Below are 14129 nucleotides of genomic sequence, written 5' to 3' on the forward strand. Positions count from 1 at the left end.
GAAGTGCGTTCGCTACAATCCCGCCACCTTTAATTATCGACCAGATGAGCTGACTCATGAACCTATGTCCTTGCGGTTCCTCTCTTTTTCTTGCCAAGTGCTGCGGTGTACTCCACGCAGGCCAGCCCGCCGCCACCCCGGAGCAGCTGATGCGATCCCGCTACAGCGCCTTCGTGCTGGGATTGGGAGAATATCTGGTACACAGCTGGCACCCGGACTATCTGAACGGGCTGACCGCGGCCGACCTCTCATCGACCGACACCCGCTGGGATGGCCTCGAGATCCTCGCCAGCCAGGGCGGCCCCGATGACATCCTCGGCATGGTGGAATTCAAAGCCTGGTTCCTGGAGGGGGACGAACGTCACTGCCTTCATGAGCGCTCCCGCTTCGTGCGCCATCAGGGGCGCTGGGTCTACACCGACGGTGAGCAGGATCCGGCGCCGCTGCGGGTCGGGCGAAACGACCCCTGCCCCTGTGGCAGCGGCAAGAAGTTCAAGAAGTGCTGCGGCTGAGGTTTCCCCCACGCCGCCCTCTGGCCAGCCCCCGGGCTGGCCTTCTCCCCTCCCGTCATGCTTTCCCCTGCCTGCCTCGACGGTGACGTGAGGTTCATCACATTTCGCTCATCGCCTCACACTTAATGATCGTTTACGAACATTAATTTGGCCCATATCAAACATTTTACGTCGTGAAGGCGCCACACTGGCCTCATCTGGAAGAGATGAGACGGGCAAGAATGAAAAGAATCACCACACAAGTCGTCATCATAGGGGGGGGCGCCACCGGCGCCGGCATCATGCGCGATTGCGCGCTGCGCGGCATCGACTGCATCCTGCTTGAGCGGGACGACATCGCCGCCGGCACCACGGGCCGCAACCATGGCCTGCTCCACTCCGGCGCCCGCTACGCGGTGACGGATCAGGAGTCCGCCCGCGAATGCATTCAGGAGAACCGCATCCTCAAGCGGATCGCCAGCCACTGCGTCGAGGACACCGGCGGCCTCTTCATCACCCTGCCGGAAGATGATATCCATTTTCAAAATACCTTCATGGACGCCTGCGCCCTGGCAGGCATCGACGCCCGCCAGCTGGATCCCGCCGAGGCGCTGCGCCTTGAACCCAACGTCAACCCGGCGCTGATCGGTGCCATCCAGGTGCCGGACGGCACGGTCGACCCCTTCCGCCTGGCTGCCGCCAACGTGCTGGACGCCAAGGAGCACGGCGCCCGCATCTTCACTCACAGCAAGGTGCTGGGGCTTTTGCGCACCCAGGATCGAGTGCACGGGGTCAAGGCCATCAACACCCGCACCGGCGAAGCGTTCGAGGTGGAGTGCCAGGAGGTGATCAACGCCGCCGGCATCTGGGGCCAGCAGATCTGCGAGTATGCCGACCTCGGCATCCGCATGTTCCCGGCCAAGGGTTCCCTGCTCATCATGGATTACCGCCTCAACCAGCTGGTGCTCAACCGCTGCCGCAAACCGGCGGACGCGGACATTCTGGTGCCGGGCGATACCATCTCCCTCATCGGCACCACGTCGAGTCGCATCGATTACCACAAGATTGACCAGCTCACCGTCGAGCCCGAAGAGGTGGAGGTGCTGCTGCGCGAGGGGATAAAACTGGCCCCCATCATGGCCCGCACCCGATTGCTGCGCGCCTACGCCGGCGTTCGCCCCCTGGTGGCGGTGGATGGCGACGAGTCCGGCCGCAACATCAGCCGCGGCATCGTGCTGCTGGATCACGCCGAACGAGATGGCCTCCAGGGTTTCAACACCATCACAGGCGGCAAGCTGATGACCTACCGGCTGATGGCCGAATGGGCCACCGACTTGCTTGCCAAAAAGCTTGGCAACAGCAAGCCCTGCCGCACCGCCGAGCTGAGCCTGCCCGGCTCGCGGGATCCGGAGAAGGTCTCCGCCCCCGGCCTCTCGGTACCCGCCGAAGGCTCGGCCCAGTACCGCCACGGCGAGCGGGTCATCGCCTTTTTCCGCGACAACCCCAAGGCCAACGCCCTCATCTGCGAGTGCGAGATGGTGACCGCGGGCGAGATTGAATACGCCCTGCGGGAGCTCGACGTGGACAACCTGGTGGACTTGCGCCGCCGCACCCGCCTGGGTATGGGCCCCTGTCAGGGGGAGCTGTGCGCCTATCGCGCCGCCGGCCTGATGCAGGAGTACGGCAAGGCGGACGGTCGTCAGGCCTGCGTCATGCTGCGCCAGTTCCTGGAGGAGCGCTACAAGGGTACCCGGCCCGTGCTGTGGGGCGATGCCCTGCGGGAAGCCGAATTTACCTACTGGATCTATGAAGGGCTGTTCGGCCTTGGTGAGTGGACGGCCCCCCACCTGGTGAGCGAGCCCCCCTTCCCGCTCGATGCCAGCACCGCTAATTCCACCAAGGAGCGCAGCCATGAAATTTGACAGCATCGTGATCGGCGGCGGCATGGCGGGCCTCTCCGCAGCCCTGCGCCTCGCCGAGGCCGGCCAGAAGACCCTGCTGATGGCCTCCGGCCAGAGCGCCCTGCACTTCTCCTCCGGCTCGGTGGATCTGCTGGAGAGCGACGGGGATCCCCGCGCCGCCCTGCCCGCCTTCATGGCGGCCCATCCGGATCACCCTTACAGCAAGGTGGGGATGCAGAATATCGAGGGGAGTCTGGCCGACCTGCAACGCCACTGCGCAGAAGAGGGGCTGCCCTTGATGCGCCAGGAGCACAACCACCAGCGGCTGACCCCCATCGGCACCCTCAAAGCCACCTGGCTCTCCCCCGACACTTGCGCCTGCATGACCGATGCCCCCGCCCCGGACGCCATCCTGCTCGCCACCCTGGAAGGGTTTCGCGATTTTCACCCGGCGCTCGCGGCGGCGAATCTCGCGACCCACGCCCGTTTTAACCACAGCCGCATCCTGACCGGGGAAATTCGCCTGCCCCAGCTCGCCCAGTTCAGCCGCAATCCCCACGAGTTTCGCTCCGCCGACATCGCCCGCCTGTTCGACAAGCAGGGGCCTGGCCAGCAGGACCTGCTGGCGGATCTGGCCCGCGAGATCAGCCGCATGATGCAGGGATGCGGTGTGCCCGGCTGTCGCCATATCGTGCTGCCCGCCTGCCTGTCGCTGGGGCTGGTCGGCCCGCGTCTGAGCGAGCTGGAACGGCGCACCGGCTGCACCATCAAGGAGGTGGCCACCATGCCGCCGTCCCTCATCGGCATGCGGATGCAGGAGGCCCTCAAGCGCCGCTTCATGGCCCTTGGCGGCACCTTCCTCACCAGCGAGCGGGTGCTGGGCGCCAGCTATGACGGCGACAAGGTGATCGGGGTGCACAGCCAGCACGGGGAGGATCAGCTGTTCGAGGCGGACCACTTCGTGCTCGCCTCCGGCAGCTTCTTCAGCCGCGGGCTGGAGTCGCGCCTCGGGGGCATTCGTGAACCCATCTTCGATGCCGACGTACTGAGCCTTGCCGAGCGCGACGCCTGGGCCGGCCGCCGCCTGTTCGACCACCACCCCTTCATGGGCTTCGGGGTCAAGACCGACGAGCGGCTGCGGGTGCTGCGCGGCGGCAGACCCCTCACCAACCTTTACGGCGCCGGCAGCGTGCTGGCGCACTATGACCCCATTAAAGAAGGTTCCGGCTCCGGCGTGGCCGTTGCCACCGGCTGGCAAGCCGCTGGCCATATTCTGGCGGAGGGCTGAGATGAATCACATATTCCCACCCCAACGACACGGCGTGCTGGCCCACGACGATGCCCAATCCAAGGAGTGCTCTGGCTCAGGTGTCCCGGTCGCCACCGGCTGGCAGGCCGCCGGTCACATTTTGAGTTCAGCCCAATGATGATTTCGCCCCATATCCCGTGCCTTCACACCCAACGGGAGGAGAACTGACATGCTACTGGATCATGCCAACCAGACTTTCGATCAGTGCATCAAATGCACCGTCTGTACCGCCTACTGCCCGGTGGCCAAGGCCAACCCGGCCTACCCCGGCCCCAAGCAGGCGGGCCCGGATGGGGAGCGGTTGCGCATCAAGAGCCCCGAGCTCTTTGACAGCGCCCTCAAGTACTGCACCAACTGCAAGCGCTGCGAAGTGGCTTGCCCGAGCGGGGTGCGCATCGGCGACATCATCGCCAAGGCCAAGCACCAGTACAGCGGCTTCAAACCGGGGATCCGCGAGTTCGTGCTCTCCCACACGGATCTGATGGGCAGCATGTCCACCCTGATGGCCCCGGTGGTCAACTTCACCACCGGCCTCAAGCCGATGAAGCAGGTGCTGGACAAGGCGCTGGGGGTATCCTCCCACCGGGACTTGCCCAAATATTCACAAGGCACCTTCCGCGGCTGGTACAAGAAGCAGAAAACGACTCAGGCCCGCTTTGCGCGCCAGATCGCCTACTTCCACGGTTGCTATGTGAACTACAACCACCCGCAACTCGGCAAAGAGCTGGTGCAGGTGCTCAATGCCATGAACATCGGTGTCCAGCTGCTTGCGCGGGAGAAGTGCTGCGGCGTGCCGCTGATTGCCAACGGCTTCATGGACAAGGCCAGGCAGCAGGCGGCCTTCAATATCCAGCAGCTGGAGAACACCCTGCTCGGCAACGAGATGCCGCTGCTGGCCACCTCCTCCACCTGCGGCTTCACCCTGCGGGACGAATATCCCCACCTGCTGGAGCAGGACAACCACAAGGTGCGCGATCGCATCTCCCTGGTGACCCGCTTCCTGTGGAATGAGTTCGATCGGGGCAACAAACCGGCCATGAAGCCCCTCAATCTGCACATCGCCTACCACACCCCCTGCCACCTGGAGAAGATGGGGGGCGTCATCTACACCCTCGAGCTACTGCGGGCCATCCCCGGCGTCAAGGTGACGGTGCTGGACTCCCAGTGCTGCGGCATCGCCGGCACCTACGGCTTCAAGTCCGAGAACTACGACACCAGCCAGGCCATCGGCCAGGGGCTGTTCGATCAGATAAACCGGCTCAAGCCCGATCTGGTCATCACCGACTGCGAGACCTGCAAGTGGCAGATCGAGATGAGCACGGCGTTTCGCTGCGAACACCCGGTGCACCTGCTGGCACGGGCGCTGGCCTGACCGCCATCCCCCCGGTCCGCCCATCATCACGGGCACCGGCTTGGAAGCGACACGCCCCGGTCAATACCTGCGCCCCCTCTGGCCGGCATTGACCGGGATCGACGCGGCAAGGCCCTGACGCCGCCCGGGCAGCCCGATGGGAGGCCCGGGCGGCGAAACCTTTTGGTTGTTTGAACTACCCACACAGTGAAAAGCAGCAACAACACCCACCCCGTTAAAATCCATCTCCCATTACCACCACCGGGAAATATCAAGCCAGCATATTCAGCCAAAAAAAGAGCCGGCATTCGCCGGCTCTTTGCATCATCTCACCCCATCAGGGGTGCTGGATGATCAGGCTGTGCTGATCCAGCATGGATTGCAGGATGTCGTGAGAGGAGGAACCGCTCAGGTTCCAGCCACTCAGATCCACGTCCTTCAGGGTGATCTGCTGGGTGACATTGCCATCCCCCGCCGGGGAGACCGACAGGCTCACGTCACTCAAGCCGTTGCCAGTGCTGGTCACCGATGCCTGGAGATGACCCAGCAGGCCATCCACGCTGTTGTCGGTCACCCCCTTGAGCAGGTCCGCCAGATCGATCCTGTCCCCCTCCTGGGGACGGAAGTCGGTGATGGTGTCTATCGCCGGAGAGGCCGTCGTCCCCTCGTCACCACTGCCCCACACGAAGAGATCGCTGCCGGCGCCACCGGTCAGGATGTCGTTGCCCTGACCGCCCCGCAGCACATCATCTCCCATGCCGCCCAGGAGGCGATCATTGCCGGAGGAGCCGAACAGCCAGTCCCCCTGATCCGAGCCCAGCAGATCGTGACCGCTCTGGCTGTGGATGGTAATGGTCTCCGTGGCCGAGCTCAGGGTGCTGCCACCCAGGCTGGATTCGGCACTCAGGGTGAGGGCATGATCCCCCGCCGGCAGATCCTTGAGGTAGATGGGCACGGACTGGTCCATCGGCAGCAACCAGTCGTTGCCATCCGCGTGGCCGACGCTCTGGCCGCGTTCGTCCACCACCTGGGCGCTGCCGAGGTTCTGGATCCGCACCGACAGCTCACCCGGGGCCGGATTGACCACGCTGGCGCTGAGGTTGAGCGGCACCCAGGCCCCTTGCAGCGCAAGGATATCGTGGGTGCCGACCCCCAATTGGGGATCGTCCGGCTCGGCCGTCACCTGGATGGCAATCTGGGCGCTGTCGGTCAGGACACCACCGGCACCGGTGTTGCCCTGATCCGAGGTGGTGATACTCAGGTTGTCCTGACCCCAGAAGTCCCTGGCTGGCTCGTAGTGCAGGTTGCCTGCCAGCAGGCCGTTGAGATCATCGAGTGACCCGACCAGGGTCACCACGCTGGTCCCCGCCCCCTGCACCGAGACGGCCCCTGCCGCCCCCAGCAGGGTCAGCACACCGTGCTCCACCCGCAGCACCATGGAGATGGGCGCACTGCCCGCATCCACGTCCTTCACGCTGATCCCGGTGAGCGACAGGGAGCCATCCTCTTTAACCTGCAATGAGCCCGGCACCTGGGTGACAGGGGCATCGTTAACCGGCTCGACCTCGATGGGCAGCACGTCGGTATCGCTCAGGGCGCCACCGCTGCCGGTGTTGCCAAGATCATTGGTCACCATGGTCAGGGCATCCTGGCCATTGAAGTCCTGCTCGCCCTGATAGGTCAGGCCCCCTGCGAGCAAGGCATTGATGGCATCTTGGGAACCGCTCAGCACCAGGGTGTTGCTGCCGCTGCCGCTCACCGTCACGCCACTGCCCGCCGCCAGTTCTAGGGTGCCGTGCAGCACGGAGAGGGTGACAGAGAGGGGGCTGTTGCCCGCATCCACATCGCTCACCTGCAGCCCGTGAATGGTGAAAGGCTGATCTTCCTGCGCCACCTGGGGCGTCGTCGGCAGCTGGTTGACGGGGGCATCGTTGACCGGTTGTACCAGGATGGGCAGCACATCGGTGTCACTCAGGGCGCCACCGCTGCCGGTGTTGCCCCGATCGTCCGTCACCATGGTCAAGGCGTCATTGCCATGGAAGTCCGGGTCGCCCTGATAGGTGACGCCGCCCGAGAGCAGGGCATTGAGATCCGCCAGCGTGCCGGTCAGCACCACATCGCCGGTGCCATTGCCGGTCAGGGTCACGCCGCTCCCGGCCGGCAGGGTCAGGGTGCCGTGCTCCACCGAGAGGCGCACTTCCATGATGCCGTTGCCCGCATCCACGTCCTTGACCTGCAGACCCTGGATGACGAACGGCTCGTCCTCCTGGGCCACTTGGGGATCATCGGGCAGCACGTTGACGGGGGCGTCGTTGACCGGGCTCACATCGAGATGGATGGTGCCGTTCACTTCGGGGCCGAGGGCGCCGTTGTCCAGGCTCTGGGCCGTCACCTTGATCGCCATGGCGCCGTTGGCGTCGTTGGTCACGAGCTCCACCGCGTCGAGCTTGCCGCCGTCCGTGGTGACCTGCCAGCGGCCACCGCCGAGATCCACTACGGTGCCGCTCACCCCGCTCGGCAGGCGGATTTCTGCCCCGTCCGGCACCCCTTCCAGGGTGACGCGCACCTGCTCGGGCCCGTTCTCGTGCACATTGCCGGCATTGCCGCCGGTAGCCTGGGTATCCCGGGTCTCCACCCCCAGGTTCAGGGTGATCACATCCCCTTCGGTGCCGCTCGCCTGCTCCTGCATGTCGGTGATGACAGCATCCCCCACCGGATTGACGGTGACGGTGAAGCCCGCACTGGTTTCAAGGGGCAGGGTCAGCCCCTGGTCCAGGGTGAAGGCGCTCAGTGTCAGACTCACGGTGCCGCTGAAGTCCGCAGGCGGGATCAGGGTCAGCTTGGAGAAGTCGGTGCCCACAGGCACCTGCCACACCCCACCGCCGTTGTTGACCGCCGGGGCGGACAGGGTGAAGCCATCCGGCACCCCCTTGATCTGCAGCCCGACGATCTGCTCGGAGCCATCGTTGTCGATGAGGCTGGCCCCCAGCCCCCCCAGACTCACGCTGCCATCTTCCTGGCCCGTGACGTTCTGGACCGTGAGGTTGGCCGGATCGTTCACCGGCAGCACCTCGAAGCTCACGTTGCCGCTCCAGCTCCCCCGATCCGTGCCCGTGGTGGCGGTATCGAGAATATCCACCGTCACCGCCAGCGGCACCTTGCCGCTGAAGTGTTCTTTGGGCACGAACACCAGATCCTTGAGATCCGCCGGGTTGTTCACCGTGAGGGTGGAGACCGGCTGGCCGTTCTTGTCGAGGAAGTGACCATATTGGGGATCCACGGTCACGACCACCTGCTCCACGGTCTCGAGACCGCCATCGGCCACCGAGGGGCTGATGTCGGCGAGCTTGACCGAGAGATCGAGATGAATGTCGGTGTCTTCCAGGTTGTCAGGCTGGCCGTCGCCGTTTACGTCCTTCACGTTCAGTTGCAGCTCGGGCAGGCCATCCGCCCCGCCGTTGATGTCCACCTCCGGGGTGATGGAGAGGGTGACGTCCTTCTCCACCATCTTGGTGTCACCGCTCACGGTGTCGGTGTTGACCAGGCGCACATTGAAGTGCAGACCGTCACCGGCATAGTCTTGCGGCAAGGTCAGGGTCAGGCGGTCGAGATCATCGAGGCCGCCCGGCAGCTTGATGAGGTACTCGCCGTTGACGAAGTCATAGGTGAGCCCCTGCACGTTGACGCCCGGGGGGAGACCTGTGATGACGATGCTGAGCTCGTCATCCCCGCTGTCCGCCGTGCCCAGGGTCACCATCTGCTTGAGCTGGCTGCCGAAGTTGACGCCGTGATCCTCCACCCCGGTGATGGGAGTACTGTTGTCAAAATCGACATCGGCGGCCACCTGACCCGAGTGGGTCGCGCCATGGAAGTCGGCGCTGGCGGTGATCTCCCGATAGGCCGGGGCGCTCACATCCCCCTCGTTGTTGTCACCAAGGTCGACCACCCTGGCGCTCACCTTGAAGGTGACGGTGCCGGTGAAGCCATCCGGCGAGCGCAAGGCATAACTGCCGAGGGCGTCGTGGGGCACCGTCCAGTTGCCCTTGCCATCGTTGATGCCGCCCACCACCACGAAGCCGGGGGGCAGATCGCTGATCACCAGGTAGTCGATGACCTCATCGCTGCTGGGGTCCAGATCCTCGAACACGAAGACGCCGTCCAGCGGGATGTCGTGCCCGTCCGGGCTCTCCAGCTGACCGGTCTGCACCAGGTTGGCATCAGGCTCCACCACCGCCTGGATATCCACATGCAGGGTGCCGTCGATCACCTTCTGGGCAGTGGCGCTGGAGTCCACATCCACTTGTGTCACCGTGACATGGCTCTGGAGGGTGGTGTCCCTGTCGCTGTCTTCGGGCCCTTTCACCAGCAGCTGGCCACCGCCGAGCAGGCTTTGCAGCTCGGCGTCGCTCAACTCCACGGCGCCGCCGCTCACGGTCAGCTGGGTCTCGACCCCACCCACGCGGATCCAGACTTCATACCCAGGTTCGATACCGGAGAGGCTGAGGTGGGTCACCTTCTCGGCGCCGTCGGTCAGATCAGGTTGCCAGTCGAGGACGGTGAACTGATCCTCCAGGCCATGGCTGGTCTTGGCATAGTCGGTGGCGTCGATGGCCGGCTCCACCTTGATGGTGAGGGGCACGTCGAAGCTCTTGTGATCGCCGTCGTTCTCGGTCACCACCACGTGGCCGACCAGGTGCAGATCGGCAGTGCTGTTGGGGGGCGGCTGGATCTCCAGGTTGCCAAGGCTGGTCACATCCACCTGATAGAGAGGATTGCCCTTGCCATCGAGCCCGGCGAAGGTCAGGGTCAGCTCCTTGCCACTGCCGTCGAATACCCTGGCCCCTTCCGGCAGCCCTTCCAGCACCAGGTTGAGGGTTTCCGAGTGATCGAGCGGGGTATCCGTCCACTCCCCCGAGGTGAGCTTGAAGTCCAGCGGTGCCCGGCCATCCTCCTGGATGGTGATGCTGTAGCCGTTGCCATCCTGGGTCCAGTCGGTGGTATTGAGATCGAAATGAGGTTCATCCACTACCCCCACCAGATCCACGTGCAGGCTCTGGCTGCCGGTCTCCTTCTCGTTCACCACGGTGTGGGTCTGGCCGCTGGCATCGGTCAGGATGGCGGTGTCCTTCACCACCCCCTTGATGGTGAGATCGAAATCGACGTTGCTGTTTTTGGGCGGCAGCAGCTTGAGGTCATTGATGCGGTCATAGGGCACCTCGTAATAGCCGTTGGCATCCAGAGTGACCGCCACCCCGCCAAGCAGCAGGGTGGCACCGGCGGGCAGGCCGCTGATGCGCACGAACAGCTGCTCGGAGCCATCCGTGGTGTCTCCCAGATGGGCGAGCCCAATCTTGCTGCCCAGATCGATCAGGGTATCTTCCTTGCCCTGGATCTCGCGCACCGTCAGCTTGGCGTCGTCCGCCAGCGGGTTTACGTTGACAATCACCTCCAGCGGATCGCCGAGGGCCGTCTCCTTGCCGGTCACCACCGGGGTCTTCTCCGTGCTCACCGGGGTCACAATGAGCTTGATGTCACCGCTGTAGTCCTTGCCGGGCACCACGGTCACCTTGTTGATGTCGCCACCGGCCACCGTATAGAGGCCGTTCGCCCCCGGAGTGAGCACCTTGCCATTCAGGGTCAGCGTGCCCTGGCCGGAGGCCCACTCTATCTGGTAGCTCAGGGTCTCGGAGCCGTCCGTATCGGTGAGGCCCGCCTTGACGTTGAGGGCGATGCCGCTGCTGTCCTCGTCCGTGGTGTAGTGCTGGTGCGTGCTGCCCGCATCCCACAGGGGTTTGTCGGCAATGCCCTGCACCGTGATGTCCAGATTGCCGGTCAGCACCGGGGGCTTGCTCCCCTCGGTGACGCCTACCTGCAACTGCACCGGGAAGCGCAGCGGAGCACCTCCGTTGTTGTAGCTCGAGTAGTCGTGGTTTGGCACAAAAGTGACACCGGTGAGCTGGAACTTGTCATCGGTGTTGGCCACCGCCACCATGGCCGCGGGCGGCACCTCATACCAGGTCTTGCCCCCCTGGGTGATGGTGGTCAGTGCGACGCCGTTGAAATAGAAGGTGCCCTGGGCGTTGGCTGGCGCCTGGATAAGCAACTGCTCCACATGCTCGCCCCGATCGAAATCCCCCACATCCAGGTTCATGGTGATGGGGATCCCCTGGCCCGGATCGCTCGCCCCCGCATCCTCCTGGCCGGTGACTGCGCTCACGGTGAGCTTGCCAGCCTCGTCCCGGATGGTCAGGGTCAGAAGACCGTCGTCGGTATCTCCGTCGCCATCCACCAGGTGGAAGCCTATCTGCTGTACCAGGGTGCTGTTGCTGTGATCGATGCCTGATTTGGCGGTGAAGCTGTAGTCACCCTCGGCATTGATCACCAGGGTGCCGATGATCTGCCCCGTGCCATCTGTCACCGAGATGGTGGTGTTGCCCGTGGCGGCGATGGGGTGCTCGGTGCCATTGATGGTCACCGCTCTCACCACCGCATCATCCGCCCCCTCGCTGGCAGTGGCCAGCAGATCGCCGGTCACTTTCGCCCCTTCATTCAGGGTCTTGCTCGCGTCCACGGCCACGGGTACGTCATCCTGCACGCTCACATGGCCGATCACTTCGGCGCTCAGATCCCCATCACTGTCCCGTGCCTGCAATGGCAGCTGGATATCCAGCAGATCCTTGCCCTGGACGCTGTGATCCAGGTTGCCGGTCAGCTCGAAGGTGTAGCGGCCGGACACATCCAGGGTCAGCTTGAAGATGAGCTTGCCTGCGCTGTCCTTGCCAAGGTAGACACCCGGCTGGCTGTTTGCCCCAATGGTGACCGCCTTGCCCCCCGACGTCAGGGTATTGAGGGCGTTGAAGCGGGCTACATCCAGTTGCAGGGAAACCACCCGGTCACTCCCGGCGGCGATCGTCACCTGGCCGATGGCAACCTCTCCCGTGCCTGACGGGCTGGTACCCCCATGCTGGCCACTGCCCCCGTTGAGGTCCGACTCCTTGACGGTCACCCCCTCGATGGCGGTGATCACGGGATCCGCCGCATCGGTGATCACCGCCGTGGTGCTGCCGGTGATCACACTGCCGTCGCTGTCGGTCACCTTGACCGGCAGGCTCAGGGTGAGCTTGTCGTCGGCACCGTGATCCAGGTTGGTGTGTACCGTCACCTGGTAATCGAGGGTTGCCTGGGTGTGGGCTTCGATGCGCCCCGGCACGCTCGGCAGGGTCACCGTCAGCACCAGGGTGCCGCTCGCGGTCACTGCCTGGAAACCGTGGCCGTTGCTGCCCGCCACCTCTTGCCAGGTGAGGGTCTCGCCGTTGTGGGTGATGGCCTTGCCACTCCCATCCACGACTTGGCCCGAGAGGGTCAGCCGCACGTCCACCACAGGATCGGAGTCCGCCGTGATGGTCAGGGTGCCGCTGGCATGCTGATCATCGCCGGTCTGGTTGTTGGCGGCGCCATCGAAGCGCCCCTCGCTCAGGGTCACGCCGGTCAGGGTGAGGGTCGGGTTGGCCCCTTCCGAAATGCGGATGTTGAGGGTACCCGTGGTGCTGTCGTTGTTGCCGCTGCCCTTGTCGCTGTCGACGATGTTGAGCTTGAACGGCAGGTCGGTCGCAGTGCCACCGCTCTGGTGAACCCCCTGATAGAGGGTCACCTTATAGTCAAAGCCGTTGCTGGCGGCGTTGTCCAGCTTGCCCACCAGTTCGATCTGAAGCACCTCGACGCGCTGGCCATTGACTTCCACATAGCCTTTCAGCACCTGGTTGCCCGGGATGCTGGCATCGCCGTCGACCAGCTCGTATTTGACGCTCTGGCCCAGGGCGGTCAGCGCTGGTTGCTCGCTGATGTCGGCAAACGACACCTCGCTCACCCGATCCGAGCCCGCATTGACCTGGAAGTGGCCGGTGCCGGTCAGAGTATTACTGCCGTCGAGCCCACGCTCATCCAGGCTCACCCCGCTGCCCGCCACGAAGTGCGGTGCATGGCCGTCCTTGATGGTGAGCGGCAAGTCGGTGGAGACCCTGTCCCCATCCTTGTCGGTCAGGGTGACGGTGAGCGGCAGGTCGAGGGATTCGCTGCCCTGGTGATCCAGCTCGGCCCCCAGGGTCACCTTGGCGGTGACGCTCCAGTTGCCGTTGCTCTCCACCAAATCCAGCTCGGCCCGCAGCACCTCGCGGCCGTCCGCGCTGGTCCCCACCAGCTCGCCGCTGGCATCCAGGGTGAAGGTAACCGGGCTGCCGTGGCTGCTGTACTTGCCATCCAGGCTCTGCTGAATGGCTGCGATATCGAACTTGAGGCTATCGGGCGCCAAGGCATCGGAACCGTGGTTCACGGTGAAGCTCATGTGGCTCACCACATCCTTCGCCCCCTGGTTCGCCTCCGTCATCTCGGTGCCGGTCACGGCGCTGATGACCGGATTGGCCCCGTCGCCGATGGCAACGCTCAGGGTGGAGGAGACTTTATCTCCGTCACTGTCGGTCAGGGTAAAGCCCGCCTTGAGTAGACTGTCTGCACTCCCCTGATCCAGCGGCTGGTTCAGGGTGAAGACGTAGTGACCGTTCTGATCCAGCGTCAACGTGAAGACGTTCTGGCCGTTGACGGTGCCGCTGATGCTGTTGCCGCTGATGGTGATGACCACGGGCTGGCCGCCGCTGGTGAGCCCCTGCAGGCCGGGCTGGCTGGCATCGAATGCGATGTTGACCAGAGGGTCGGCCCCGGCGGTGATGGCCAGATCCCCGGTGAGGGTCTGGGCTGCGCTCCAGTCGCTGTCCTCCACCAGGGTGAGGGAGACGGGGTCGACCTGGGGCAGCACGCCGTCGGTGATATGAATATTGAGGGTGCCAAGGTTGCTCTTGTCCCCGTCAAAGTCGGTGCCTTGCACCTGCAGCCCCAGATTGACGCTGTTGGTGCTGGCCGGTTGATCCAGCACGCCGTCGAGCACCACCTGGTACTTGCCATCCAGCCCCAGGGTCACGGTCAGAATGGTCTTGCCGCCCGCATCCAGCAGGGTGATGACGTTGCCGTTGACCTGATAGTGGGTCGGCTGGCCGCCGCTGGTGAGGCCATTCAGGCCGGGCTGG

General features: G+C 64.5%; 5 protein-coding genes. 4 read left to right on the forward strand and 1 reads right to left on the reverse strand.

Annotation, left to right across the window (positions count from 1 at the left end; genetic code table 11):
• The first annotated feature begins 56 nt into the window (after positions 1–56).
• The 4 genes from AB5Y93_RS04925 to glpC all read left to right on the forward strand — a co-directional run bounded on the left by AB5Y93_RS04925 (position 57) and on the right by glpC (position 5073).
• Complete coding sequence (locus tag AB5Y93_RS04925) at positions 57–512, forward strand: YchJ family protein (RefSeq protein ID WP_109111836.1); 456 nt, start codon at positions 57–59, stop codon at positions 510–512.
• 221 nt (positions 513–733) lie between these two features.
• Positions 734–2413, forward strand: a complete 1680-nt coding sequence (gene glpA, locus AB5Y93_RS04930) for an anaerobic glycerol-3-phosphate dehydrogenase subunit A (protein ID WP_041215061.1) — start codon at positions 734–736, stop codon at positions 2411–2413.
• Positions 2403–3680, forward strand: a complete 1278-nt coding sequence (glpB, locus tag AB5Y93_RS04935; RefSeq protein WP_368228891.1) for a glycerol-3-phosphate dehydrogenase subunit GlpB — start codon at positions 2403–2405, stop codon at positions 3678–3680. Before glpA ends, glpB begins: the two co-directional genes overlap by 11 nt.
• A gap of 190 nt (positions 3681–3870) precedes the next feature.
• Positions 3871–5073: an anaerobic glycerol-3-phosphate dehydrogenase subunit GlpC gene (gene glpC, locus AB5Y93_RS04940; protein WP_010674925.1), complete on the forward strand. Its 1203-nt coding sequence runs from the start codon at positions 3871–3873 to the stop codon at positions 5071–5073.
• A gap of 316 nt (positions 5074–5389) precedes the next feature.
• On the opposite strand, the gene AB5Y93_RS04945 is transcribed toward glpC, so the two are convergent.
• The coding region (locus AB5Y93_RS04945) for a type I secretion C-terminal target domain-containing protein (protein ID WP_368228892.1) at positions 5390–14129 on the reverse strand (8740 nt) is incomplete at its 5' end.

The organism is Aeromonas sp. R10-1 (assembly GCF_040908465.1).
GTDB lineage: Bacteria > Pseudomonadota > Gammaproteobacteria > Enterobacterales > Aeromonadaceae > Aeromonas > Aeromonas caviae.